This window comes from Pelistega sp. MC2, from assembly GCF_900099475.1.
Taxonomy (GTDB): domain Bacteria; phylum Pseudomonadota; class Gammaproteobacteria; order Burkholderiales; family Burkholderiaceae_B; genus Taylorella; species Taylorella indica.
Genome location: NZ_LT628275.1, coordinates 562,288 through 587,514, shown reverse-complemented (window position 1 = coordinate 587,514; position 25,227 = coordinate 562,288). Strand labels below are relative to the sequence as shown.

At 37.7% G+C, this 25,227-nt stretch carries 25 protein-coding genes; 11 read left to right on the top strand and 14 right to left on the bottom strand.

All coding sequences use genetic code 11. The features are described 5' to 3' along the window. Positions 1 to 149: 149 nt before the first annotated feature. The 9 genes from BQ4443_RS08285 to BQ4443_RS08245 all read right to left on the bottom strand — a co-directional run bounded on the left by BQ4443_RS08285 (position 150) and on the right by BQ4443_RS08245 (position 9,245). Positions 150 to 1,868 carry an FMN-binding glutamate synthase family protein gene (locus BQ4443_RS08285; protein WP_023951472.1) on the bottom strand — a complete coding sequence of 573 codons (1,719 nt, stop codon included), beginning with the start codon at positions 1,866 to 1,868 and terminating at the stop codon, positions 150 to 152. Positions 1,869 to 2,005: 137 nt separating this feature from the next. Further along, positions 2,006 to 2,527 (bottom strand): hypothetical protein, encoded by a 522-nt coding sequence (locus BQ4443_RS08280; RefSeq protein ID WP_023951470.1) that lies wholly within the window; start codon positions 2,525 to 2,527, stop codon positions 2,006 to 2,008. A 141-nt stretch (positions 2,528 to 2,668) separates the two neighbouring features. Then, positions 2,669 to 3,247: a hypothetical protein gene (locus BQ4443_RS08275; RefSeq protein WP_071058554.1), complete on the bottom strand. Its 579-nt coding sequence runs from the start codon at positions 3,245 to 3,247 to the stop codon at positions 2,669 to 2,671. 121 nt (positions 3,248 to 3,368) lie between these two features. Further along, positions 3,369 to 3,932: a hypothetical protein gene (locus BQ4443_RS08270; protein WP_023951468.1), complete on the bottom strand. Its 564-nt coding sequence runs from the start codon at positions 3,930 to 3,932 to the stop codon at positions 3,369 to 3,371. A 204-nt stretch (positions 3,933 to 4,136) separates the two neighbouring features. Beyond that, on the bottom strand, positions 4,137 to 4,298 hold the full coding sequence (locus tag BQ4443_RS08265; protein WP_023951464.1) for a DUF1328 domain-containing protein: 162 nt from the start codon (positions 4,296 to 4,298) through the stop codon (positions 4,137 to 4,139). Between the two features lie 188 nt (positions 4,299 to 4,486). Further along, positions 4,487 to 5,866, bottom strand: a complete 1,380-nt coding sequence (gene purB, locus BQ4443_RS08260) for an adenylosuccinate lyase (protein ID WP_023951463.1) — start codon at positions 5,864 to 5,866, stop codon at positions 4,487 to 4,489. A 21-nt stretch (positions 5,867 to 5,887) separates the two neighbouring features. Continuing rightward, complete coding sequence (mnmA, locus tag BQ4443_RS08255) at positions 5,888 to 7,000, bottom strand: tRNA 2-thiouridine(34) synthase MnmA (RefSeq protein ID WP_023951460.1); 1,113 nt, start codon at positions 6,998 to 7,000, stop codon at positions 5,888 to 5,890. 186 nt (positions 7,001 to 7,186) lie between these two features. Then, complete coding sequence (gene aroG, locus BQ4443_RS08250; RefSeq protein ID WP_023951459.1) at positions 7,187 to 8,251, bottom strand: 3-deoxy-7-phosphoheptulonate synthase AroG; 1,065 nt, start codon at positions 8,249 to 8,251, stop codon at positions 7,187 to 7,189. A 268-nt stretch (positions 8,252 to 8,519) separates the two neighbouring features. Continuing rightward, positions 8,520 to 9,245: a Crp/Fnr family transcriptional regulator gene (locus BQ4443_RS08245; RefSeq protein ID WP_023951457.1), complete on the bottom strand. Its 726-nt coding sequence runs from the start codon at positions 9,243 to 9,245 to the stop codon at positions 8,520 to 8,522. 156 nt (positions 9,246 to 9,401) lie between these two features. Here BQ4443_RS08245 and BQ4443_RS08240 point away from each other — a divergent pair, with 156 nt between their 5' ends. Beyond that, positions 9,402 to 9,842 carry a CopD family copper resistance protein gene (locus tag BQ4443_RS08240; RefSeq protein WP_023951455.1) on the top strand — a complete coding sequence of 147 codons (441 nt, stop codon included), beginning with the start codon at positions 9,402 to 9,404 and terminating at the stop codon, positions 9,840 to 9,842. 21 nt (positions 9,843 to 9,863) lie between these two features. On the opposite strand, the gene tldD is transcribed toward BQ4443_RS08240, so the two are convergent. Both tldD and BQ4443_RS08230 read right to left on the bottom strand, forming a co-directional pair. Beyond that, positions 9,864 to 11,318 (bottom strand): metalloprotease TldD, encoded by a 1,455-nt coding sequence (gene tldD / locus BQ4443_RS08235; protein WP_071058553.1) that lies wholly within the window; start codon positions 11,316 to 11,318, stop codon positions 9,864 to 9,866. Positions 11,319 to 11,336: 18 nt separating this feature from the next. Further along, on the bottom strand, positions 11,337 to 12,014 hold the full coding sequence (locus tag BQ4443_RS08230; RefSeq protein WP_023951452.1) for a DUF4136 domain-containing protein: 678 nt from the start codon (positions 12,012 to 12,014) through the stop codon (positions 11,337 to 11,339). 90 nt (positions 12,015 to 12,104) lie between these two features. Between BQ4443_RS08230 and pepN the strand changes: the two genes are divergently transcribed. The 3 genes from pepN to BQ4443_RS08215 all read left to right on the top strand — a co-directional run bounded on the left by pepN (position 12,105) and on the right by BQ4443_RS08215 (position 16,976). Then, entirely contained in the window at positions 12,105 to 14,801 is a 2,697-nt protein-coding gene (gene pepN, locus BQ4443_RS08225; protein ID WP_071058552.1) for an aminopeptidase N, read from the top strand. Positions 14,802 to 14,822: 21 nt separating this feature from the next. Then, positions 14,823 to 15,824: a class 1 fructose-bisphosphatase gene (locus tag BQ4443_RS08220; protein WP_071058551.1), complete on the top strand. Its 1,002-nt coding sequence runs from the start codon at positions 14,823 to 14,825 to the stop codon at positions 15,822 to 15,824. 426 nt (positions 15,825 to 16,250) lie between these two features. Continuing rightward, positions 16,251 to 16,976, top strand: coding sequence for a DUF4198 domain-containing protein (locus tag BQ4443_RS08215; protein WP_023951448.1), 726 nt, complete (start codon positions 16,251 to 16,253; stop codon positions 16,974 to 16,976). 101 nt (positions 16,977 to 17,077) lie between these two features. Here the strand turns inward: BQ4443_RS08215 and BQ4443_RS08210 are convergent, their stop codons facing one another. Beyond that, positions 17,078 to 18,064 (bottom strand): quinone oxidoreductase family protein, encoded by a 987-nt coding sequence (locus BQ4443_RS08210; protein WP_023951446.1) that lies wholly within the window; start codon positions 18,062 to 18,064, stop codon positions 17,078 to 17,080. A gap of 113 nt (positions 18,065 to 18,177) precedes the next feature. Here BQ4443_RS08210 and BQ4443_RS08205 point away from each other — a divergent pair, with 113 nt between their 5' ends. After that, entirely contained in the window at positions 18,178 to 18,675 is a 498-nt protein-coding gene (locus tag BQ4443_RS08205) for a MarR family winged helix-turn-helix transcriptional regulator (RefSeq protein WP_023951445.1), read from the top strand. A gap of 119 nt (positions 18,676 to 18,794) precedes the next feature. On the opposite strand, the gene BQ4443_RS08200 is transcribed toward BQ4443_RS08205, so the two are convergent. Together BQ4443_RS08200 and BQ4443_RS08195 are read right to left on the bottom strand one after the other, a co-directional pair. Beyond that, the gene (locus BQ4443_RS08200; RefSeq protein ID WP_023951443.1) at positions 18,795 to 19,112 is read right to left on the bottom strand and encodes a DUF4282 domain-containing protein; all 318 of its coding nucleotides are present in this window, start codon (positions 19,110 to 19,112) and stop codon (positions 18,795 to 18,797) included. 131 nt (positions 19,113 to 19,243) lie between these two features. Next, a complete protein-coding gene (locus BQ4443_RS08195) occupies positions 19,244 to 20,737 on the bottom strand; it encodes a helicase HerA-like C-terminal domain-containing protein (RefSeq protein WP_023951440.1) in 1,494 nt (497 codons plus the stop codon). 191 nt (positions 20,738 to 20,928) lie between these two features. Here BQ4443_RS08195 and BQ4443_RS08190 point away from each other — a divergent pair, with 191 nt between their 5' ends. From BQ4443_RS08190 to BQ4443_RS08165, 6 genes are read left to right on the top strand one after another with little or no spacing between them, the layout of a single operon-like run. Continuing rightward, on the top strand, positions 20,929 to 21,660 hold the full coding sequence (locus BQ4443_RS08190) for a YebC/PmpR family DNA-binding transcriptional regulator (RefSeq protein WP_071058550.1): 732 nt from the start codon (positions 20,929 to 20,931) through the stop codon (positions 21,658 to 21,660). 26 nt (positions 21,661 to 21,686) lie between these two features. Further along, the gene (gene purD / locus BQ4443_RS08185) at positions 21,687 to 22,967 is read left to right on the top strand and encodes a phosphoribosylamine--glycine ligase (protein ID WP_023951439.1); all 1,281 of its coding nucleotides are present in this window, start codon (positions 21,687 to 21,689) and stop codon (positions 22,965 to 22,967) included. Positions 22,968 to 22,976: 9 nt separating this feature from the next. Continuing rightward, a complete protein-coding gene (nadD, locus tag BQ4443_RS08180; RefSeq protein ID WP_023951437.1) occupies positions 22,977 to 23,570 on the top strand; it encodes a nicotinate (nicotinamide) nucleotide adenylyltransferase in 594 nt (197 codons plus the stop codon). 10 nt (positions 23,571 to 23,580) lie between these two features. Beyond that, positions 23,581 to 23,991, top strand: a complete 411-nt coding sequence (gene rsfS / locus BQ4443_RS08175) for a ribosome silencing factor (protein ID WP_023951435.1) — start codon at positions 23,581 to 23,583, stop codon at positions 23,989 to 23,991. 25 nt (positions 23,992 to 24,016) lie between these two features. Further along, the gene (rlmH, locus tag BQ4443_RS08170) at positions 24,017 to 24,487 is read left to right on the top strand and encodes a 23S rRNA (pseudouridine(1915)-N(3))-methyltransferase RlmH (protein ID WP_023951433.1); all 471 of its coding nucleotides are present in this window, start codon (positions 24,017 to 24,019) and stop codon (positions 24,485 to 24,487) included. 37 nt (positions 24,488 to 24,524) lie between these two features. After that, positions 24,525 to 25,139: a Maf family protein gene (locus tag BQ4443_RS08165; RefSeq protein ID WP_023951431.1), complete on the top strand. Its 615-nt coding sequence runs from the start codon at positions 24,525 to 24,527 to the stop codon at positions 25,137 to 25,139. Positions 25,140 to 25,227: the final 88 nt, after the last annotated feature.

The window sequence follows — 25,227 nt, the reverse complement described above, 5'->3', positions numbered from 1 at the left end:
ATAGTATAAACACTCCGAGGGATTTATCTATTATTGATTATATCTTATGAAGGTAATGGAGAACTTTACGCCTTAGCGTATCACTAGATAAATAGATATCTTATCCTTGCTATTCCCCATCCGTAACTTGTTCATAACAAACAAAACCATTAACTAGCCGTAACCCCTTCTTCTGAAGTCTGAAGATGCTCAGAAGCAGTCGCTGTAGGACTTGCATTGGCTGGTCTATACACCTGATTTAAACTTTCCATTAATGCTTCAGTAGTCAATTCAGGCTGGAATGATTTAGCTGTCGCTGCAGGCCAAGCCACTTCATATAATCGGAAAGTATAATTACCTTTTAGTAAATCGTTTTCTTTAATTTCAGGATAAATAGCTGATAGCAATCTAACCTCTGTTGGCGAAATTCGTCGCGCAATATGATGCGCTTTCAACTGATTAGGATGACTTAACCCTGCTGCACCAACTAATTCGGCTAATGCATGCATCGTATTTTTGTGATAGTTATAAACGCGAGAGGATTTATTATCTACATCTAAACCACGTTGGCGCTTAGGATCTTGTGTAGCCACACCCGCTGGGCATTTGTCAGTATGACATACTTGCGCTTGAATACAACCAACAGCAAACATATAGCCACGGCCAGCATTACACCAATCCGCCCCTAATGAAAGCATACGGGCGATATCAAAAGCAGACGTAATTTTACCTGCTGCACCAATTTTAATATGCTTTCTTAATCCAACGCCTACTAACGTATTATGCACTAATCGCAAGGCTTCACGTAGCGGTGTCCCCACGTGATCAGTAAACTCTACTGGTGCCGCACCCGTTCCCCCTTCTGCGCCATCAACAACGATAAAGTCTGGATAAATACCTGTTTCTAGCATCGCTTTAGCAATCGCAAAAAACTCCCATGCATGCCCCACACAAATCTTAAAACCAGTTGGTTTACCACCAGATAAATCACGCATACGTTTGATAAACTCCAACATACCTATTGGATTATCAAATTCTGGATGAGTTGGCGGAGAGTTACAATCCACACCAATAGGAATACCTCGAGCTTCTGCAATCTCAGCAGTCACTTTTGCGGCAGGTAAAATACCGCCATGCCCCGGCTTAGCACCTTGTGAAATTTTTAATTCAATCATTTTCACATTAGGCATACGAGCTTTTTCAGCAAATTTTTCATCACTGAAACGACCGTCATCATTACGACAGCCAAAATAACCTGAGCCAATATTCCAAATTAGATCACCACCTTTCATATGATACTTACTGATACCACCCTCACCCGTATCATGAGCAAAATGTCCTCTTTGTGCACCAATATTTAGTGCTGAAATAGCATTAGCAGATAAAGCACCAAAACTCATCGCTGAAATATTGAATAATGAAATACTATAAGGTTGTGTACATTGCGGACCACCTACCGTTGTTCTAAAGTCAGTATCGCTGATATGGTAAGGATGCATAGAATGGTTAATCCATTCGTAATCTTTTTCATAAACATCTTTAATCGTACCAAATGGGCGTTTATCCACTTGTTGTTTAGCCCGTTGATAGACAATAGATCGTTGCAGTCTCGAAAAAGGTAAATTATCGGTATCACTTTCAATAAAATATTGTCGAATTTCAGGACGAATATTTTCAAATAAAAAACGTAGATTACCAATCACAGGATAATTACGACGAATTGAATGTCTTGTTTGTTTTATATCATATATACCAAGAATGCTTAATGCCAAACTAGGAATAAAAAGCCACAACCATCCTGCATCAACAAACAGTAAAAAGAAGGAAAGTACACACAATACTAGTATCAAGACAAAAACAAGATTTCGGGTGAAAAAAGGAATTCGCATAAATTGTCTCTAATTTAATTTATTTGATTTGATTAATACGCAATCATACCACTATAACAATAACATACCTATAGTAAGTAAAGAAAAAGCTTCAGGAAACACTTCCTGAAGCTTTTATACGAATCTAAAAAATCTAATTATTTAGATGTAGTTGTTCTACCAGCTACAGCATCAACAATGCTAGTTGCTACTTTTTCGTCACGCACTGGAACGTATAAGTAATTTTCTTGTGCAAAAGCACCAACAGCAGCTAATTGACCGTCAACAGTTGTTACGTAGTTTTGACCTTTTGGTGTTGCTTTTAATGCAGCTAAACCATCTTTGTTCAATGCTAAACGTACGAAAGAACGACCTTGGTTATCTTTAACACTTTCCAAAGCAGTTAATTGGTTACGAGTAATAATTGGTTTAGTTGTGTTAACGTAAATAGTTTGTTTATCAGTAATTTTAACTGCTTGGTAACCTTTTACCGCTTTTTGGCTAGCTAAGAAGACGTCAATAGAAGCTTGTTTTGCAGGAGTAACTGCATCAGCTACTGCACCAGCAGCATTTGATACTGTATTAGCTGTAGCATTAGCTGCATCTTTTACAGTTGAACAACCGGCTAAAATAACTGCTAAAGGTAATACAGCAACAGCTAATTTGCGAGATAATTTCATATTTCTTCCTTTATAAATATAATTAACGATAATTATATTATATCAAAATAAAGTATAAATGCACGCCCCACTATGCATAAGAATTGTTAAGTCGTGCATTCTATATTTCAAATTATTACACAGCCTCAGCTGTGAATTTAATTATTTTTTACGTAATAAATCAGCTAAATCACGCGCATCATTTAAAGATTTCATTGGAATTAGTAATACGCCGTCTTGTAATTTTGCGTCTGCATTGTTCACTTTGGCAAATACTGAGTTATTTAAACTAGCTAATACTGTATTAGCCATATTAGCTCTTAATGCACTAGATAAACGAGCATTAGCTGCATCAGTTAAACGAACACCTAAAGCAGGCTCACCAGCAACTGTTTTTGCAACGAATGCATTACGTACATCTGCATTGCTAACAATAGCACCAGAAGTGTAGTAAGTTACGTTGTCAGACATTACTTCTACTGTAGCAGCAGGAGTTTCTGCTACTGCTTTTGATTTTTTAGATTTTTTTGTTTTTTTAGCAGCTTTTGCAACTGTTTTTTGTGTAGAACCTACATAAAGGTTAAATGACTTAGCGTGTGCTGCCTCTTTAGCTAACGCATCTCTTAATGTAGTATCAGTTTTAGCTACTGTTGTTGTAGTAGATGAAGAACCACCTGTAGCAAAACATGCTGTTAATGCTAAAGCTAATGTTGAGCTAACTAAAATACGAGTAATTTTCATTATGCCTAATCCTCAGAAAATAATAAAACAAGCTTACTATATAGAATTTACTTGAAATAGTCACTAAAAATCTTTGTTTTTTAAAAGAAAAAATGTAAATTTTGGTAAAATGACCAAGTTTTTAGTGATAATAACCTGGACATTTATCAATTTGACTCAAATCAATTGTCTGTGCCCCAGGTTGTAAGTTGATTTTTTTAGCCAATAAACCACCATATTCAATCGGTCCGCTTCTAGGTGCTTCATCTAACCAATAGATACGAGTTGATAAATAGTATTCTCCCGAAGGGACATTAGGAAATGCAAACTGACCATAATTATTGGTTTTCGTTTGAATCAATGCTTGTTGATATAAGGCATCTGGTTGCCCTTTTAACACTTTGCCATGACGACACACTTCAGTAAACCATTGCGTACTAGCTTTAGAGACGGGATTTAACACAACATCAATAAAACCACCTACTCTTTCTTGAAAACTCCTGTTATCACGTAAATACGCTCGACCAACTAAATGTGAAATTCCCGTATGACCACCTATATCATTAGGATTAAATGGAACTCGTTCAACTTCTGTGCGTTTTGGATGAGAAATTTGTCCATAACGATACTCAGTCACTGTACCACACGCAGTTAGCACCATCGCTAAAAGACTAATGAATCCCAAACGTAAATGCTTCAACGTCATTTATGATTCTTCCTTTGCAAATAGAAATAGGCAGCTTTAAATAAAAGCTGCCTATAAAATAATTTAGAACTACATTGGATATTATATAACCCGTATTTTATTAACAAATTTCAAAGAGGTTAAATATCCGTAAACTATTTCATAAGTTGATTGATTATATCACTTACCCTATAGAATATAGACCAATTACTTTACAATAATTAACTACCGTCTACCTCGTCCAAAAATAAACGAAAGAACAGCTACAATTAAAAACACGACAAATAAAATTTTTGCAATACTTGCAGCAGTCCCCGCAATTCCACCAAAACCTAATACGGCAGCAATTAAAGCAATCACTAAAAATACGACAGCATAATGTAACATATCAGCTCCTTTTCTTTAATTTATATAAGTCTCTTTCATTGTAAAGAATATGATAAATAAAGATATACGTATTCACGTATTTTTTGTATGTATTTGCTGGACAGTGTAAAAATATATTACAAAACAAAAGCCACTATAGGAACAACCATAGTGGCCTGAGAGTCTTTATCAACTATCTCTGACAGTTTTTACTTAATTGATTTAGCTAACTTATGAGCATGTCCAATATAAGAGCGTGGTGTCATTTTGAGTAGGCGTTGTTTAGCGTCTTTTGGCAAATCTAGATTCGCAATAAACTCTCTTAAAGCCTCTTCTGTAATCCCACGACCGCGAGTTAATGCTTTCAATTGTTCATATGGCTGTGGTAAACCATAACGACGCATAACTGTTTGCACTGGCTCTGCTAAAACTTCCCAACAGCTATCAATATCAGCATCAATAGCGGCAGCATTTAATTCTAGCTTACCAAGACCTTTTAAGTGTGAATCCCAAGCAACCAAACAGTAACCGAGTGCAACACCTAAATTTCGCAATACAGTAGAGTCTGTCAAATCACGTTGCCAACGAGAAACAGGCAATTTCTCTGACAAATGACGTAATACCGCATTAGCTAAGCCAATATTTCCCTCTGAGTTTTCAAAATCAATCGGATTTACTTTATGAGGCATCGTTGAAGAACCTACCTCGCCTTCTTTAAGTTTTTGCTTGAAATAACCTAACGAAATATAAGCCCAAATATCACGATTAAGATCTAATAAAATAGTATTTGCTCGAGCAATAGCATCAAAAAGTGCTGCCATCCAATCATGAGGCTCAATTTGAATCGTATATTCATTTTGCTTTAAGCCCAAACCTTTTAACACGTTTTTACTAAAGCTTGCCCAATTAATATCTGGATAAGCACTTAAGTGGGCATTATAGTTACCTGTGGCACCATTCATTTTCGCCAACGCTTCTACTTTACGAATCGCTTCTATGGCATTTTTTAAACGCGCTGCCACATTAGCAAACTCTTTACCCATAGTACTTGGGCTTGCGGGCTGACCATGCGTGCGAGATAGTAAAGGCTGATTAGCATATTGTTTTGCATAAGTAATCAACTTCGCCAAAATTTCTTCTAATTTAGGCAATACAACTTGGTCACGTACTCTTGTTAGCATCAACGCATGAGACGTGTTATTAATATCTTCTGAAGTACATGCAAAATGGATAAATTCAGCCGCTTTAGCCAATGCTTTATCATTTGCAATCTTTTCTTTTAAAAAATACTCAACCGCCTTAACGTCATGATTAGTCGTACGCTCAATTTCTTTGATACGTTGAGCATCTTGTTCTGAGAATTGACTAACAATTTTATTAAGTACCTGTTTTGATTTGGCACTAAATTTAGGCAATTCAGGTAAACCTGCCTCAGACAAAGCGATTAACCAATTGATTTCTACCTCAACGCGGTGAGCCATAAATCCTGCTTCAGATAGAAAAGGACGTAACTCATCACAACGAGAGGCATAACGTCCATCTAGGGGAGACACAGCATTAAGCGCTGTCAATTCTTTTGCAATTTTCATCATGTTATCTAATTTCAACTATTAATAAATAATTCCTCCACCCAAGCAAATATCGCCGTCATACAATACAGCTGATTGCCCCGGTGTGACTGCCCATTGAGCTTGCTCAAAAGCCAACGTAAATTTTTTATCATCCGCACTAACTAGCTGGCACTGAGCATCTTGCTGTCTATAACGTGTTTTTGCACCATAATTACCTAAAGCAGGTGTATAACCAGCAATCCAACTCGCATCTTCTGCTTCCAATTCCGGTTTCAATAACCATGGGTGATCATGACCACTAACCACGTATAACACATTATTCTTAAGATCTTTATGTGCAACATACCATGCATCTGCTGTACCGTCATCAGCCTGATAACCTTTGACGCCACCAATGCCTAAACCTTTACGTTGCCCTAAGGTATAAAAAGCTAAGCCTGTATGTTGACCAATTTCTTTTCCTTCATCTGTCAAAATAGGACCTGGCTTAGTAGGCAAATAGCGATTTAAAAACTCTCTAAACGGTCTCTCCCCAATAAAACAAATCCCAGTCGAGTCTTTCTTCGTAGCATTGGGTAACTTCAATTGTTGTGCAATTTTTCTGACTTCAGTTTTACAAATTTCACCAAGAGGAAAAATCGCTTTACTCAACTGGGCTTGGTTTAATCGATGCAAGAAATAACTTTGATCTTTAAGCGGATCCAAACCCTTTAATAACTGATATTCGGTATTGCCATTAACCTCAATGGAGCGTACTCTGGCATAATGCCCTGTGGCGATAAAATCAGCGCCAAGCGTCATCGCATGGTCCAAAAATGCCTTAAATTTAATTTCTGCATTACACAATACATCTGGATTAGGTGTTCGTCCAGCAGAGTATTCTCGTAAAAATTCTGCAAATACTCTATCTTTATACTCAGCAGAAAAATTAACTGCCTCAATATCAATCCCTAATACATCTGCTACGCTTGCCGCATCAATCCAATCTTGTCGCGTTGAACAGTACTCTGAGTCATCATCGTCTTCCCAATTTTTCATAAACAGACCAACAACATCATAGCCTTGCTCTTTGAGCAACCAAGCACTCACCGACGAGTCAACACCGCCAGACAGACCAATCACAACACGAGGTTTTTTTAAAGTAGTATTCATAATGACGTATTGTAACCGATTTCCCTATGACACACGCCCTTTACAGCAATGCAAATACAAACTCTTTTAAAGCCAAAAATAAAGAGATTAAATGCAGTGTATACACTTAATCTCTTAAAAAATGTGGTTAAGAATTGCTTTTTTCGCTTGTTCTAATTATCTCAAGAATACTTATGCTGATAATTGTTAAGCAGATAGCTTCTGGCGACGATTTTCAACAGCTTTCGCCAGACGTGCTAACACTTGCTCAGTTGTTGACCAATCAATACAACCATCAGTAATACTTTGACCATAAACAAGTGCTTGCCCTTCAACATAATCCTGACGACCAGCAACCAAATGAGATTCAATCATCACACCAAAAATACGCTTATCACCCGCCTCCATTTGTTGTGCTACATCTTCCATCACTAGTGGTTGGTTTTCTGGTTTCTTACTGCTATTAGCATGACTAGCGTCAATCATAATTTTAGGCGTTAATCCCGCTTTTTCTAAGTCAGTACTCGCTGCTTGGACAAACTCGGCTTGATAATTTGGTGTTTTACCACCGCGTAGAATAATATGACAATCGTGATTACCTTTGGTTTTTACAATCGCTGAATGCCCCCCCTTAGTCACCGACAAAAAATGATGGGGTGAAGAAGCTGCCTTAATGGCATCAATCGCAATTTTAGTATTGCCATCTGTTCCATTTTTAAAGCCTACCGGACAAGATAGTCCTGAAGCCAATTCTCGATGCACTTGACTTTCTGTTGTACGTGCACCAATAGCGCCCCATGAAACTAAATCAGCAATATACTGTGGCGTAATCATATCAAGGTATTCACAACCTGCTGGCAATCCTTTTTCATTAATACTTAACAATAATTCACGCGCAATGCGTAAACCCTTATTAATATTAAAACTATGATCTAAATCTGGATCATTAATCAAACCTTTCCAACCTACTGTTGTACGTGGTTTTTCAAAGTAAACACGCATAACTACTTCTAATTGATCTTTATACTTTTCACGCAGTACTTGTAAGCGATCAGCATACTCCAGTGCGGCTTTCGTATCATGGATAGAGCAAGGTCCAACAACCACTACCAAACGATCATCTTGATCAGTCAGAATATTATGAATAGCTTGTCTAGCATCATGTACGACATTTGAAACTCTGATAGAAATAGGAAATTCACGCATCAGGTGAGATGGTGGACTTAACTCTCTAATTTCATGAATACGAATATCATCGGTATTGTATGACACGTTAATTTCTCCTATTTATTACATTAGTTAACTACTTAAAACATAAATTAAAAAAGCCACCTAGTTTTTTAGGCGGCTTCTGGATGGCATTTTGATTAGCTACACAGTATCCTTCTCTCCGCTCTAAGGCTTTGAAAATCCAAAAAAATAAAAATAAGATACTGTTTTCATTAGCATATTCATGTTTTCTATGCTAACACAACTATTGTCAGAACCTAAAGAATTTTGGCTTTTGCTTTTACTTCGTTGTTTCATTGCTACATTTAAACTAAAAAGTCCGTTTAGCCGCACCTGATAATTCTTGTAAATAAGCCAAATCTAACAAGACCCAGTCTTTTCTTTTACCTTCAATATAGTTTTTTTGTTGCCACTCACCAAGCAACCTATTCAACGTTTCTGCACGAATCCCTAACTGTGCAGCTAATTGCCTTTGCGTTACTGGAATACTAACCTTTTGCTGATTTCCTTGTTTTTTATTTAATTCAACAAAGTAATGCGCTAATCGCTCTTGTGCAGAACTTGACGTTAACCAATGTACTTGATTAAGTTGCTGATAAACATTAACACTCAAGCCAGATAATAATCGAATAGCCAATTCGGGGTAGTCATAACAAGCCTGATGTAAGGATTGGCGATTCAAACAATACAAATACGCATCATTTCTTGCTCTCGCATTCATTGGGTATTTACCATGCTGCATAAACATAGCTGCATGAGCAATTAATTGGCCCTTACCAAAAATATTGAAGACCCTTTCATCACCTTCTATAGAATACCGAAACATTTCTATTTCACCCTCTGCCACCAACATATATTGCTCAGCAGCATCGCCCTCATTAAACAAAATATCGCCAGCAACAACATTGACATATTTGGCTTCTTGAGTCACAACATCATATAAGCCATCCGGGAAATTCGCAAATAATGGATGTTGTTTAAATAAAGAAATTAAATCTGTTTTATCAGTGACTGGGTATAAATTGATTTTTATCATTTGTAAATAATTTTGTTAATGACAAAATTAACTTGGGGATAAGTATCTATTGCAACAGCGATATTATATTTTATGTTACTCACTATCTGCAATGTGATATTTAATTCCTTAACTAATAATAACTTTATAACTTTTTGGTATCGCAATGGGTCTACTATGATTTACCCTCTTCTACTCATTTTGCATTTATTATGTGCCTTTATTTTTATCGGTACTGTTTTCTTTGAAGTGCTATTTTTACGAAAAATTAGCAAGCAAATCACGCCAGAAATAATGCAACCCGTCAGTAAAGCTATTGGTGGTCGAGCAAAAGAATTAATCCCGTGGGTGCTACTTATTTTATTCAGTACGGGATTGAGTATGGCATGGTTTCATAGAGAAGCTTTAGCTCATCCTTTTCTATCCAGTTTTGGCTTACTTTTAAGTATAAAAATACTCTTAGCCACCAGTATACTTTTTCACTTTATTACGGCCATGACATTACGAAAAAAAGGGAAACTTCAAGGTAAAGTTTCCCGCTTCATTCATACTAGTATCTTTTGCCATATGATTGTATTAGTCATTTTAGCGAAAGCCATGTTCTACATTCATTGGTAAAAGAGTAATAATATCCTAAATTTATGCTTGCGTACCACCCACAGTCAACCCATCGATACGAATCGTTGGCATGCCAACACCGACTGGTACACTTTGTCCATCCTTACCGCATGTGCCAACGCCTGAATCCAAGGATAAATCATTACCTATCATTGCCACTTTATTCATTGTTTCGGGACCATTACCAATTAAAGTTGCTCCCTTAATTGGGTAAGTAATTTTACCATTTTCAATCATGTATGCCTCTGACGCAGAGAATACAAATTTCCCACTAGTAATATCAACCTGACCGCCAGAAAAATTCGCCGCAAAAATACCTTTCTTTACAGAGGAAATAATTTCTTCTGGTGCTTTATCACCACCAAGCATAAACGTATTAGTCATGCGTGGCATAGGTAAATGTGCATAGGATTCCCGTCGACCATTACCTGTTATTGCCGTTTTCATCAGGCGAGCATTCATAGTATCCTGCATATAACCACGTAAAATACCATCTTCGATTAATACGTTACGTTGCGTTGGATTGCCTTCGTCGTCAATATTCAATGAACCACGTCGATCCGGAATAGTCCCATCATCAATGACGGTTACTCCTTTTGAAGCAACTCGTTCACCTACACGACCAGAGAAAATACTTGAGCCTTTGCGATTAAAGTCACCTTCTAAACCATGACCCACAGCTTCATGCAATAAAATACCAGGCCAGCCAGCCCCCAACACCACCATCATTTCACCAGCAGGAGCCGCTTTGGCATTTAAATTAGTTAACCCCTCTTTGACTGCTTTATCGACATAGCTTTGTAAGAGGTCTTCTGTAAAATAATTTAACCCATAACGACCACCGCCACCTGTATGACCGACCTCACGACGTCCTTCTCGTTCTACAATAACAGTTAAAGATAATCGAACTAACGGTCTAATATCTGCTTGCAAACGGCCATCTGAACCCACAATTAGCACTACATCATACTCAGCACTTAATCCAGCCATCACCTGTGATACGGCAGGATCAGCCGCTCTTGCTAATTGTTCAACTCTTTCAAGTAAGGCAACTTTCTCAACAGTATCCACACTTCCCAATGGATCAATAGGAGCATAGAGCTGATGTGGCGCTACAGCTTTTGATTTAATTTTAGTCTTACCTTCGCCCTGTCTTGCAATAGTCTTTACTGTACTCGCTGCATCCAGTAGCGCTTTTGATGAAATATCATCAGAGTAAGCAAAAGCTGTTTTATCACCAGACACAGCTCTAACCCCAACTCCTTGAGAAATATTAAAACTACCCGTTTTAACAATACCTTCTTCTAATCCCCAACTTTCACTACGCGTATACTGAAAATATAAATCAGCATAATCAACTTTATGTGTGAAAATTTCCCCAAGTGCCTTAGCCAAATGCTCTTCGTGTAAGCCATATGGCTCTAATAACAACGATTGAGCGTGATTTAATGCTTTTGCTTTATCTATTAATGTCATATAGTTAGCTTATATAAATTATTTCTTATTCGGATCGTATTTAACAGGTTTTTGTTGCTCAATACTTTTATCAATATCAAATTCTACATGTCTTACTTGACCATTATCACCTGGGAAATTATCAAAAACAGATGCCGCTAAATATGGAAAGACTTGCATCAAACTCGCTTTATTCGAATCAGCTAAAGCAGTAGCCTGATAAATAGGATTACCACTTTTAGATTTGATCTCTAACGCAAGGGTATAACGGTTAAACTGTACAGGATAAGTTGCCACTCTTGGTGCATAGCCAATATTAAAACCACCAAACATGCTATTACTATATCCCCAGCCATAATCACCAAAACCAAAGCCAAAGCTTGGATAAATGACTGGCTCATCATAATACTCTTGTACAAGCTTTTCTTTAAGCTCCGTATTAAGTTTGAAATCAACAATATATTGTGCTTGTGCTCTTGTTGTAGCTGGTACCAAACCTGTTTTCCACATTTCTTTGGCGATAGCATCAGCATAAGTTTTATACTCTAAATTTTTGCTACTATCTTGAGCAAATACATATTTTTTACCCGTAGCATCACTAGGCCAGTTCTGGAAAGAATTAAGCTTTGTAGTGAATGTATTGGTAGACGAACAAGCCGCCAAGCCAATAGTAGATAAAAATGTAGTTAGTTTTAACGTTTTAGCAAAAAACGACATAATCGTCTCCTGTCAGAAAAACAGCTTGAAACAAACTCTCGCTGCGATTACCCTATAATATTACCTGTTTTTCTTTCTGAGCTCATCAAAATGTCAACTCTATCCAAAACCATTTACCGAAAAGATTACAAACCATTTCCCTTTACTATCCATCAAGTTAATCTACACTTTTATCTAGAAGAACAACAAACAAAAGTAACAAATACTCTTATTGTAGAAGCTAAGGAAACTAAGCAACCTTTATGTCTAAATGGAGAGGATATTGAATTAGTCTCCATTCACATTGATGATCAACCTCATACTGACTATGAGTATAAGGATAATTTGCTCTTTATAAATACCCCCTTAACAAAATTTAAACTTACAATTGTTTCTATCTGCAACCCTAGTGCTAATAGCACCTTAATGGGGTTATATGTATCTGGCAAAAGTTTCTTTACTCAATGTGAGGCCGAAGGTTTTCGCCGTATCACATTCTTCCCTGACAGACCTGATGTCATGAGTGAATACTTTGTCACATTAAATGCTGATAAGACTCGTTTTCCAATGTTATTGTCTAATGGCAATTTACTTGAACAAAAAGACTTAGAAAATAATCGCCATGAAGCAAAATGGCATGATCCCTTTAAAAAACCGTGTTATTTATTTGCTCTTGTCGCTGGTGATTTTGATGTGCGAGAGAAAACGAGTACAACACGCTCAGGGCGTGAGGTATTACTACAAGTATATAGCGACAAAGGTAGTGGTGAGCAAACCTTATGGGCGCTTGATAGCCTAGAACGTGCTATGTTTTGGGATGAAAAGCGGTTTGGCTTAGAGCTTGATTTAAACCGTTTTATGATTGTCGTGGTACGTGACTTTAATATGGGTGCGATGGAAAATAAAGGGTTAAATATTTTTAATGCCTCTTATGTTCTTGCAGACCCAGAAACAGCAACAGATACAAACTACACAGGAATTGAAGCCGTTGTAGGGCATGAATATTTCCATAACTGGACAGGTAATAGAGTCACTTGTCGAGACTGGTTCCAACTAAGTCTAAAAGAAGGTTTAACAGTTTTTAGAGATCAAGAATTTACAGCTGACATGATGGCTAGAAATCTTCCTGAACAAGCTGCTCTAAGCGCACGTGCAGTTAAACGTATCGACGATGTAACACGTTTACGCACAGCACAATTCCCTGAGGATGCTGGTCCAATGGCTCACCCTATTCGCCCAGACAGTTATCAGGAGATTGGTAATTTCTATACATCAACTGTCTACGAAAAAGGTGCAGAAATTATTCGTATGCAACATACTCTGTTAGGTGAACAAGGCTTCCGCACAGGGATGGATGAGTATTTCAGACGCCATGATGGACAAGCGGTGACTTGTGATGACTTTGTCAATGCGATGGAAAGTATTTATACCAAGCAATACCCACAAAAAGACTTTGCTGTGTTTCGTCATTGGTACTCTCAAGCGGGTACACCCAGAGTGAAAGTAGAGATAATCTATGATGAAGTGAAACAAACTTGTGCTGTCACCCTAACACAATCATGTGAAAAAGTAGGTGTTGAAAAACTACATCCTGAATTAGAGAAAAAGCCTTTCTTCATTCCTTTCCACATTGGTATGATAGATGCCGAAGGAAATAGCATTGCTTTAGATGTTAGCTCATTAGAAAATGTGACAACTACAATTAATGACGGCGTCATTTTAGAGCTTAAAGAGCCTTCCCAGACTTGGATATTTCAGCGTATCTCCAGACGTCCTTTCTTATCTTTATTGAGAGACTTTTCTGCACCTGTCTACGTGGACTATGACTATAGCATTGAAGAACTAGCTATTCTATGTGCTCATGATAAGAATCCATTTGCACGTTGGGAAGCCGCACAAGAATTGTCTTCCAGAGAAATTCTACGACTATGCCAAGTATTCGAACATGATGAACCAGCCTCCCTAAATCCAATCATTCTAGATGTATGGAAACATAATTTAACAGATCGTTCTTTGGACTCTGGTTACCGTGCATGGTTATTAACACTTCCTGCAGAAAAAATTCTATTTGAAAAATTATCACCTATTACGCCTTTATCGCTCTATCAAGCACGTGAGTTTGTCCGTCAAACGCTAGGATCTGCACATGAAAAATTATGGCTAGAGACTTATCAGCAAAATCACCACCAAGGTGAATATAGCCCTGATCCAATTAGTGCAGGTCAACGTAGTTTAAAAAACCTTGCCCTTGCTTATTTAATCAGTAGCCAATCCAAACAAGGGATTAAGCTTGCTCTGCAACAATATCAGTCTGCCCAAAATATGACGGATCGCATGGGTGCATTGTCCCCATTACTAAACTACGCACCAAGAGAAATCAGCCAACCGCTATCTCAAGACTTCAATCAACGTTTCCAAGATAATCCTTTAGTCATGGATAAATGGTTTACCTTAGAGGCATTAGCAGCAAAAGATTTACAGCAAATTAATGGCTTAATGCAAACACCATTATTTACACTACGTAACCCAAATCGTGCGCGTGCCCTATTATTCCAGTTCTGCATTAATAACACTTTAGTGTTCCATGCCAAAGATGGCAGTGCTTATCAGTTCTGGGCTGATAAAGTATGTGAGCTTGATCGTTTAAATCCAGAAGTAGCCGCTCGTTTTGCAAGAATTATGGACAACTGGCAACGTTATGCCAGTCCTAATAAAGAATTTATGCAAAAGGCATTACAAACAGTGGCACAATATCCTAAACTATCAAAAAATACGACTGAAATTGTTAGTAAAGCATTAAATATTTAATTATTAGTTGGAGAATTTTTCGTGAATAAAACCTTAACCCAATATTTGGTTGAGCAACAACGTCAAAATAAGCTGATCCCTTCTGAAGTACGTTTATTAATAGAAGTAATTGCTCGTGCTTGTAAACGTATCGGTCATACCGTCGGAAAAGGTGCTCTTGGAGGAGTCCTTGGAAATCAAGGGACAGAAAATGTACAAGGTGAAGCTCAAAAAAAATTAGATGTGATTTCTAATGAAATTCTTTTGGAAGCTAATGAATGGGGCGGGCAACTTGCTGCTATGGCATCAGAAGAGATGGAAACAATTCATAAAATCCCCAATCGTTATCCAAAAGGTGAATATCTACTATTATTTGATCCATTAGATGGTTCTTCTAATATTGACGTCAATGTTTCTATCGGCACTATTTTTTCAATTTTAAAAGCGCCTGAAAATGCTACTGGTCGTGAAATTACTGAAGAAGATTTTTTACAACCAGGCAGCAAACAAGTTGCTGCTGGTTATGCCCTCTATGGCCCTCAAACCTTATTGGTGTTAACTATTGGTAACGGTGTAGTCGTGTTCACACTGGATCGTGAACTAGGTTCATGGCTACTGACACAGGAAAATGTACGTATTCCAGAAGATACTAAAGAGTTTTCTATTAATATGTCCAATAGCCGTCACTGGGATCAACCTATCCAACACTATATTCAAGATTGTTTAGCAGGATCTACTGGTCCTAGAGGTAAAGATTTTAATATGCGTTGGGTAGCCTCAATGGTTGCAGAAGTACACCGTATTTTACAACGTGGCGGTATTTTTCTATATCCTTGGGACAAACGTGATCCAAGTAAACCAGGTAAACTTCGCCTCATGTATGAAGCTAACCCAATGAGTATGTTAATTGAACAAGCTGGTGGTGCTGCTGTTGATACTGTTAACCGCATTTTGGATATACAACCTAGCCAAATCCACCAACGTGTAAGTGTGATTTTAGGCTCAAAAAATGAAGTAGAAACTGTTAAAAAATACTTTCAATAAGTAGAAAACTTTTTTCTCTTTCACTACACACCCTGAGCATCTCTCCAATAGAGCTCAGGGTATTTTTTATCTAATTTCATCCTACCTGTATCTAAAAAAAATGACTATTCTTTCTTCTTTATTTAGATTTTAAGTATTAATAAATCACGCACCAACTGTTATTCATCTTATTACTGCATGGTAAAAAATTTTATATTTAAACTAACAAAATAACAACAAGAACTAGTAATGGCGCATATCTTAAGAAAACATGTATGTTATGATACCTAGCATAAGAGGCAAATTTTACACATTTTATTTGGAGTTTTATCTTAAAAAAATACCTATTATTTCATTTTTAAAATTTATCACTATGGACGCTCTTTTCTTTTGACATCATGAGCCATATCCATAGTGCTTTCAAAATTTATTTTTTAAGGATTAAACATGTTAAAACGTATTAGTTTGTCAATTTGCAGTGCTCTACTGTTATTTTCTAGTTCTCAAGTTTCCGCACACAACGCATGGGTAGCCCAACAGCAAGATAAATGGGTAGTCATCTATGGACATGGTGCAAGCAATTATGCATATAAACCTGAACAAGTGACACAAATCAAAGGAATTGGTGGAGATAAAACTGTCGATTTAACTCGCAAAAATTATGAGGACTTTGTGAGTTTTGATCCAGCAAAATTAGGTATGGTTGCTATCACTCTTCACGGTGGTTACTGGGCTGTATTGAAAAATGGAGAATGGGTCCAAAAAGCCAAAGCCGACTCACACGTAGACGGTGACGTCAAGTTCACAACAGAGTCAGTCAAATATGCTGTTTCTGTTATGGATAATTCTATTATGCCAAAAGCCGTAGGCTATCCATTGGAAATCGTACCAGAAAAGAACCCTGCGTCCCTGCATCAAGGAGATAACGTTACTGTAACAGTCCTTTTAGACGGGAAACCATTAGCAGGTGCCAAAGTCATTAATGATTATATCGGTGCGGACGATAATGCTCGTAAAGAAACTGATGCAAATGGTAAAGTGAATTTAAGCATTCGTAATGCAGGTTTAAATGTTTTTGAGGTGAGTTATCGTATTGATCATCCCACAAAAAAAGCTGATAAGCTTTCTTTAGGTGCAACATATTCATTTAGAACCCATACCCATCATCACTAATAGCAATTTGATATCTAAATAATTTACCCACCTTATCTATCGGGTAAATGAAAGAGGACTGCTTTCACAAATAAAAGCAGTCCTTAATTTACTGAGGAACTTTATTCCACTGTTAATACTGTTGCTCCTGTCGTTTTTCTAGCGGCTAGGTCACGGTGCGCTTGTGCTACATCATGTAAAGGATAACGCTGTTCAATAAGGATTTTAATATCACCAGCTAAAACATGGGTAAATAACTCATCCGCCGCTTTTTGCATTTTTTCTAAGGTATTCACATGAGTACCTAAGGTTGGGCGAGTGACATATAACGATCCCTTACTCGCCAAAATACCTAGGTTTACTCCCTCTACAGCACCTGAGGCATTGCCATAGCTGACCAATAAACCTCGAGGTCTTAGACAATCCAAAGAAGTCTCAAAAGTATCTTTCCCTACACCGTCATACACTACAGGTAACTTTTCACCATTTGTCAATTCCTTAACTCTCTCAACAACATTTTCTTTTGTATAGTTAATTGTTTCCCAAGCACCCATTTGTTTAGCTAAAGCCGCTTTTTCATCGCTTGACACCGTACCAATCAGTTTTACACCTAAAGCCTTTGCCCATTGGCACGCAATTAATCCCACACCGCCTGCTGCCGCATGTAATAAAACTGTTTCTCCTGCTTTTAATGGATAGGTTTGACGGAATAAATACTGTACAGTTAAGCCTTTCAACATCATCGCTGCACCTTCCTCAAAACTAATCTCATCAGGTAATTTCACCACTTGCTTTGCTGGTACATTCCGTACATAAGCATAAGCACCCAAAGGACTTTGTCCATAAGCGACACGATCACCTTCTTTGAGATGACTGACGCCCTCTCCTACCGCCACAACAATACCTGCCCCTTCAAATCCCAAACCATGAGGGAGTGGAGCTTGATATAAACCTGTACGATAATAAATATCAATAAAATTTAACCCAATAGCCTTTTGCTGAATCTGTACTTCACCTGCTGCTGGTTTATTCAAAGAAACCTCTTCAAATTTCATTTGATCCACATTACCATGAGCATAAACTAGAATAGCTTTTGTTAAGATAGTCATTAAATTCTCCTTCCTGAATACTCTCATTGTAGCGAAAATTTGGTAATAAGCGTACAATATAAGTATCTGCCTAGGCAACATCTGATTTTCAATACTATTAATACTATTTCATCATGCAAGAATTTTATAATCACAAAAAAAATCCAGAGCATATTGAACGTGCATTCGATAATATTGGTTATTTAATCAAGTTACTAAATGAATCTATGACCAATAGCATAGAACAGTATATGCAGGAGTTTGAATTAACCGCCTCACAATGGCATCCTATTGTGTTGATTGGTCTAGGTAAAGCCGATACTCCAGCAGAAATTGCTCGTCTAGTTGATGTAGATACTGGTGCGATGACTAGAACCTTAGATAGACTAGAAAAAAAAGAATTTATTTATCGCGAACGTAGTAAAACTGATAGACGAGTAATTCATATTAAGATCACTCCTAAAGGTTATCGTGTCACGGATAAACTCATGCCTGCCGTAGCTGAGGTCTTGAATCAGTCACTTAAAGGATTTTCTTATGAGGAATTCGTATTGTTCAGAAGTTTATTACTACGTCTACTGAGTAATATTGATCCAGAAAAAGTCACTCAAATTCGTCATATGGATGAATAGGAATAAAAAATCTGCACCTTACTTGGTTGAATAGTAATCCAACTTTTGTGGTGCAGAACATTTCTAAAGTGAGGCTTCTTACGCTAATGACTATAAAAAAATCACTCTCTTGAGACTTATTAAAAACTATCTTGGTTAACATTAAATTCTGTCGCAGACGACACAGACTTAGTTGTTGCAACATTACTTTCCTGCAATGCTTTACGGCTTAGAATCGTTAAATGATCATTAATTTTGAACATAACCACCATTAATTCACAATAAATACGACCAATAATAACACCAGCAAGTAAAGCAACTAAACCACCAAAAAATTGTCCCTTCATTACACCAGAAATAAAAGCAATCACTGAGCCAAGTAAAATTAGCCAATAAATAAATGTAATAACTTTCGGAAACAAAAACTTATCAAAATAGAATAAATCTCGAAAATTCATAATATAGTGTTCCTTTGAAAAATTCACTCATCATAGTGAGTAATAAAATTATGTAGAAAAACTGTAACAAACTAATATGTATTTTTTATGACAATCCATATATCAAAAGAACACTACCAGTACGAGTTCTCTTAGCGTTTACCTATCAAAGAACCTAGAACACCTCTGATTAATTGACGTGTCATACTACGTGCTTGCTGTTTAACCATTTGCTGCACAATACCGTCTTTGCGCCCTCCTCGAGGCCCTGTACTCCCTATCATCATATCTTTAACAGCTCCCCAAATACCATCATCTTGGGCGTTAGTTTGTGACACTGTTTTGCCCATAGCTTGATTCCCTTTATCAGATACTCGTTTTTGCAATACTTCAAACGCTGACTCTCGATCAATCACACGGTCATATTTTCCACTAAACATAGATTGAGCTCTAATCGTTTGACGTTCTGCTTCTGTTGCTGGTCCAATACGACTCGCAGGTGGCATCATCCATACTCGTTGTGTAATAGAAGGAGAGCCTTTTTCATCTAAACAAGACACTAATGCCTCTCCCACTCCTAGCTCAGTAATCGCCGTTGCAATATTCAAATCAGGGTTAGGTCGCATAGTATCAGCCACTGTTTTAACGGCTTTTTGATCACGTGGAGTAAAGGCTCTTAATGCATGTTGAATACGGTTACCTAATTGCCCTAATACTGTATCAGGGATATCAATAGGATTTTGAGTGACAAAGTAAACACCCACACCTTTTGAACGTATTAATCGCACAATTTGTTCAATACGCTCAAGCAATACCGTTGGTGCATCATTAAATAGTAAATGCGCTTCATCAAAAAAGAAGACAAATTTTGGTTTTTCTAAGTCGCCTACTTCAGGTAGTAACTCATATAACTCTGCTAATAACCAAAGCAAGAATACTGAATATAATTTTGGCGATTGCATTAATTTATCTGCTGCCAAAATATTGATATAACCTTGACCATTGCTATCTACTCGCATTAAATCAAAAATATCTAGCATTGGTTCACCAAAAAATTGATCTGCTCCTTGACTCTCTATTGTTAATAATGCACGTTGAATAGCCCCTACCGAAGCCGCTGAGACATTACCATAAGTTTGACGTAATTCAGCAGCTCGTTCTGAAACATGCTGTAGCATTGCACGTAAGTCTTTTAAATCTAAAATAAGTTGACCTTCATCATCTGCCACTTTAAAGACTAGATTTAATACACCTGTCTGTGTCTCATTTAAGTTCAACACACGCGATAATAATAATGGTCCCATATCACTAATTGTTGCCCGAATAGGATGGCCTTGCTCTCCAAAGACATCCCACAATACAGTAGGACAACCAGCAAAATTTGGCATAGGTAAATTATATTTTTTTAGACGCTCCTCAAATTTAGGATTTGATGCCCCAGGCTGAGAAATACCAGTAAGATCCCCTTTTACGTCTGCCATAAACACAGGCACTCCTAGTTGAGAAAACGCCTGCGCCATTACTTGCAAAGAAACTGTTTTCCCTGTACCAGTTGCTCCTGTAATACAACCGTGACGATTCGCTAATTTAGGTAATAAAAATACGTCTTGTTGAGCATTTCTTGCTAAAAGAATAGGATTTGCCATAAAAAATACCTTTGAGAGAGAGGAAATGAATAATTAATCACATTCATTAAAACTATTTAGCCTATATTCTATAAAAGAAATCATAAGTCTTGGTAAAATTACACTTTTCCTTAATGTTATTTAAAGTTTTTAGTGCAACAATTTTTGACTAAAAACATTATTCCAATAATTTTTATTTAAAGAGTATTAATATGGCCGGTCATAGTAAATGGGCAAATATTCAACACCGCAAAGGTCGCCAAGATGCAAAGCGTGGCAAAATTTGGACAAAAATCATTCGCGAAATTCAGGTTGCGGCTAGAGCTGGCGGGGGTGATTTAAATGCCAATCCCTCGTTACGTTTAGCATGGGATAAAGCGATGGCAGCAAATATGCCAAAAGATAATATTATGCGTGCAATTCAGCGTGGTGCTGGTGGTGCTGACGGTGAAAACTATGAAAGCATTCGTTATGAAGGCTATGGTCCAGCAGGAGCAGCCGTGATTATTGATTGTATGACAGATAACCGTACTCGTACCGTTTCTGACGTGCGTCATGCCCTAAGCAAGTTTGGCGGTAATCTTGGTCAAGATGGATCTGTTGCATTCATGTTTAAACATTGTGGTCAATTTATTTATGCACCAGGTAGTGACGAAGATAAAATCATGGAAATTGCCTTAGAGGCTGGTGCAGAAGACATTATTACTGATGAAGAAGGTGTTATTGAAGTAATTTGTGCACCGAGTGACTATACACAAGTGCGTGACGCCTTACATGAGGCTGGATTAGTGCCAGAAGTAGAAGCTATTGTCATGAAACCACTAAATGAAACAGTACTTGAAGGTGATGATGCCATCAAGATGCGGAAAATCCTAGATATGCTTGAGGGTTTAGACGATGTTCAAGAAGTACATACCACAGCTGTATTTGATGAAGCAGATTAATCAATCATTTAAATAGAGAGTAACACATGAAAGTATTGGTTGTTGGAAGTGGTGGTCGAGAACATGCCATCGCATGGCGTCTATCCCAGTCACCAAAAGTTTCTGAGGTTTTTGTCGCACCTGGCAATGGGGGAACAGCCTTAGAGAAAAATCTAACGAATATTCCTCTAACAAAAAAAGAGGATTTACTAAAATTTGCCCAAGAGCACCAAATTGCACTGACAGTAGTAGGTCCAGAGGCTCCATTGGCAGATGGTATTGTAGATTTATTCCGCGCCCACCAATTAGCGATTTTTGGGCCTACTAAAGCCGCAGCTCAATTAGAAAGCTCAAAGGATTTTGCTAAAGCATTTATGGTTCGCCACCATATTCCAACAGCAGCTTATGCAACCTTTACCAATGCAGAACAAGCACATGCTTATATTGATCAACAAGGCGCACCTATCGTGATTAAAGCAGATGGCCTTGCGGCAGGCAAAGGTGTTGTAGTAGCTGAAACACTTGAACAAGCTCATCAAGCCGTTGCCGATATGCTAGGTGATGGTAAATTAGGTGATGCGGGTGCTAGAGTAGTCATTGAAGGTTTCTTACATGGAGAAGAAGCAAGCTTTATTGTGATGGTAGATGGTAAAAATGTTTTACCTTTAGCGAGTAGCCAAGACCATAAACGACAACTTGATAATGATCAAGGCCCTAATACAGGCGGTATGGGCGCCTACTCTCCCGCCCCTATCGTAACCCCTGTTTTACACGATCGTATTATGAAAGAGGTCATTTATCCTACCGTACAAGGCATGGCGGATGATGGGATTAACTACACTGGCTTCTTATACGCAGGACTAATGATTGATGACGGTGATGACGAAACACGCCCTATCAAAGTATTAGAATTTAATTGCCGCATGGGTGATCCAGAAACACAACCCATTATGATGCGTATCAAAAATGACTTCGTAGAAGTTGTGCAGAAAGCGACTGTGGGTCAATTAGATCAAGCTCATATTGACTGGGATCCTCGTACTACGTTAGGTGTTGTTATGGCAGCAGAACACTATCCAGCCACACCTCGTACAGGCGATATTATTACAGGAATCCCTGCCTCTACTCCAGACTGCGTGACTTTCCATGCAGGTACTCGTCTGGAAAATGGCAATATCCTTACCAGTGGTGGTCGTGTTTTATGTGTAACAGCAATTGGCGATACCGTTCAACAAGCACGTGCAACAGCTTATAACACTGTCGAACAAATTAAGTTTGACGGCGCACAATACCGCCATGATATTGCTTGGCGTGCATTAAAAGGTTAAGTGTCATTGATGCACAAAAAGAAAATTGGCTTATTTGGTGGAAGTTTTAATCCCTTCCACTTAGCACACTTACGTCTCGCTCTCACCGCCTTAGAGGAATTGTCTTTAGACGAAGTACAGCTTATTCCTGCAGGACAACCTTGGCAAAAACAACCTTTATCCGTTAATGCGGAGCATCGGCTTAAGATGTTAAAATTAGCGATTAAGGATTATCCTAAAATTAGAATTAATACCATCGAACTTGAGCGAGAAGGACCTAGTTATACTATAGATACTGTAAGTAGCCTACCTAAACAACACAATTATTATTGGTTAATGGGCAGCGATCAATTGAATAATTTTGCTACATGGAACGACTGGCAATCTATTTTACTCTATGTACAATTAGTGATTGTCAAACGCCCACATTATGATATAAGCCCTCCCCCTGAATTGCTTAATGAACTTAAAAAAATCAATAAATCATTGATTTTTATGAATTTTGATGAAATAGATTTATCATCAACAGAAATAAGGCATAAAATAAACCAAGGGGAAGATGTATCTAACCTCATTGAGGCAAAAGTCTATCAATACATTAAACAGCACGGTCTATACCGTTAATTAATACTCTATGAATATTCAAAAACTACAACGTATTGTCATTGATGCTTTAGAAGACGTTAAAGCTCAAGATATTAAAATATTTAACACAACACATCTCACGAGTCTATTTGATCGTGTGATTATCGCTAGTGGTACATCTAATCGTCAAACTCGAGCATTGGCTCGTAGCGTGATTGATGCAGTTAGAGAGCACAAGATTGATATTGTTGCACTAGAAGGTGAGGAAAGCGGTGAATGGGTACTGCTAGATATTGGTGATATTGTCATTCACTGTATGCAACCTGCTATTCGGGCTTACTATGACTTAGAGTCAGTATGGGGAGGGAAACCTGTTCGTGTAAAACTTCTACCTCAATCAACTCAACCCATATCTCCTCATAGCTTTTATGATGAACAAGAGATTGAAAACGAAGACTAATAGCACAATAGTAGTAGAGTAGGCGATGAAAATTTATATTATTGCCGTTGGTAATCGAATGCCTAAGTGGGTCGAAGACGCATGGGATGACTACGTTAAACGTATGCCAAATGATTGTTGTATCGAGCTCAAAGAAATAAAACCTGAACCTAGGACGTCTGGCAAAACACCCGCTCAAATGATGCAAGCTGAAGCCAAGCGAATTGATGCTGCAATTCCGACACAAGCATTACGCATTATCTTAGATGAACACGGCAAAGATATCACTACGGTTCAACTTGCTAAACACTTTGAACAATGGAAAACAAGTGGTAATGATATTGCTATTGTGATTGGTGGGCCTGATGGTTTAGATAGCCAAATCAAATCGTCTGCCCATACCTTGCTGAGGCTATCTTCATTAACATTACCTCACCCTATGGTGAGAGTTTTGTTAGCAGAGCAACTCTACCGTGCATGGAGTATTACAGTCAATCACCCCTATCATCGTGCATAAATACCTATCATAAGCTCTTACTTTAAAATCAGTTTATATGAAAACAAATTCGCTTAACCACTCTCCTTTTCCCACTATCTATTTAGCCTCTGCGAGCCCAAGACGTCATGAAATTCTTAATCAAATAGGCATAACACATGAGGTATTAAAAGTACCTTCACCACCGGGCGAAGATGAACCTCAGCACGAAGGAGAACGTGCAGAAATTTATGTTCAACGAACTGCCCTTGAAAAAGCACAACGTGCTCAACAGTTTATCCAAACTCAAGAAATGTGGGTACGCCCAATTCTAGCTGCTGACACTGCCGTTATTCTAGATGGACAGGTATTAGGTAAACCTAACGATGCCTTTGATGCGACCAAAATACTATCAAAATTATCAAATAAAGTTCACGAAGTACATACCGCTATTGTCTTATCTTATCGTGATAAGGTCTATACGGATGTATCCATTACCAAAGTTTATATGCGTGCCATCACTATGGGCGATTTACAAATGTATATTGAAAGTGGTGAATACGAAGGTAAGGCTGGTGCTTATGGTATCCAAGGACTAGCCTCGATTTTTATTGAAAAAATTGAGGGCAGTTATAGTGGCGTAATGGGTCTACCCATTTTTGAAACTTGGCGTTTACTCAAAAATCTACACTAGGTATATTAAAAAGATTACCTAGCTATTTATTAGCCAAAAGAGCATAGTAAAAAAGGAAGATAGTCACTAGCTTCCTTTTTTATTTCTA

Bases quoted from the DNA above. Each gene is read 5' to 3' on its own strand.
- tldD (WP_071058553.1), bottom strand. From the start codon at position 11,318: ATGACATTAATAGATAAAGCAAAAGCATTAAATCACGCTCAATCGTTG.
- rlmH (WP_023951433.1), top strand. From the start codon at position 24,017: ATGAAAATTTATATTATTGCCGTTGGTAATCGAATGCCTAAGTGGGTC.
- nadD (WP_023951437.1), top strand. From the start codon at position 22,977: ATGCACAAAAAGAAAATTGGCTTATTTGGTGGAAGTTTTAATCCCTTC.
- BQ4443_RS08270 (WP_023951468.1), bottom strand. From the start codon at position 3,932: ATGACGTTGAAGCATTTACGTTTGGGATTCATTAGTCTTTTAGCGATG.
- purD (WP_023951439.1), top strand. From the start codon at position 21,687: ATGAAAGTATTGGTTGTTGGAAGTGGTGGTCGAGAACATGCCATCGCA.
- BQ4443_RS08275 (WP_071058554.1), bottom strand. From the start codon at position 3,247: ATGAAAATTACTCGTATTTTAGTTAGCTCAACATTAGCTTTAGCATTA.
- BQ4443_RS08215 (WP_023951448.1), top strand. From the start codon at position 16,251: ATGTTAAAACGTATTAGTTTGTCAATTTGCAGTGCTCTACTGTTATTT.
- BQ4443_RS08245 (WP_023951457.1), bottom strand. From the start codon at position 9,245: ATGATAAAAATCAATTTATACCCAGTCACTGATAAAACAGATTTAATT.
- rsfS (WP_023951435.1), top strand. From the start codon at position 23,581: ATGAATATTCAAAAACTACAACGTATTGTCATTGATGCTTTAGAAGAC.
- pepN (WP_071058552.1), top strand. From the start codon at position 12,105: ATGTCAACTCTATCCAAAACCATTTACCGAAAAGATTACAAACCATTT.
- BQ4443_RS08280 (WP_023951470.1), bottom strand. From the start codon at position 2,527: ATGAAATTATCTCGCAAATTAGCTGTTGCTGTATTACCTTTAGCAGTT.
- BQ4443_RS08190 (WP_071058550.1), top strand. From the start codon at position 20,929: ATGGCCGGTCATAGTAAATGGGCAAATATTCAACACCGCAAAGGTCGC.
- purB (WP_023951463.1), bottom strand. From the start codon at position 5,866: ATGAAAATTGCAAAAGAATTGACAGCGCTTAATGCTGTGTCTCCCCTA.
- BQ4443_RS08165 (WP_023951431.1), top strand. From the start codon at position 24,525: ATGAAAACAAATTCGCTTAACCACTCTCCTTTTCCCACTATCTATTTA.
- BQ4443_RS08285 (WP_023951472.1), bottom strand. From the start codon at position 1,868: ATGCGAATTCCTTTTTTCACCCGAAATCTTGTTTTTGTCTTGATACTA.
- BQ4443_RS08265 (WP_023951464.1), bottom strand. From the start codon at position 4,298: ATGTTACATTATGCTGTCGTATTTTTAGTGATTGCTTTAATTGCTGCC.
- BQ4443_RS08195 (WP_023951440.1), bottom strand. From the start codon at position 20,737: ATGGCAAATCCTATTCTTTTAGCAAGAAATGCTCAACAAGACGTATTT.
- mnmA (WP_023951460.1), bottom strand. From the start codon at position 7,000: ATGAATACTACTTTAAAAAAACCTCGTGTTGTGATTGGTCTGTCTGGC.
- BQ4443_RS08240 (WP_023951455.1), top strand. From the start codon at position 9,402: ATGATTTACCCTCTTCTACTCATTTTGCATTTATTATGTGCCTTTATT.
- BQ4443_RS08200 (WP_023951443.1), bottom strand. From the start codon at position 19,112: ATGAATTTTCGAGATTTATTCTATTTTGATAAGTTTTTGTTTCCGAAA.
- BQ4443_RS08210 (WP_023951446.1), bottom strand. From the start codon at position 18,064: ATGACTATCTTAACAAAAGCTATTCTAGTTTATGCTCATGGTAATGTG.
- BQ4443_RS08205 (WP_023951445.1), top strand. From the start codon at position 18,178: ATGCAAGAATTTTATAATCACAAAAAAAATCCAGAGCATATTGAACGT.
- BQ4443_RS08230 (WP_023951452.1), bottom strand. From the start codon at position 12,014: ATGTCGTTTTTTGCTAAAACGTTAAAACTAACTACATTTTTATCTACT.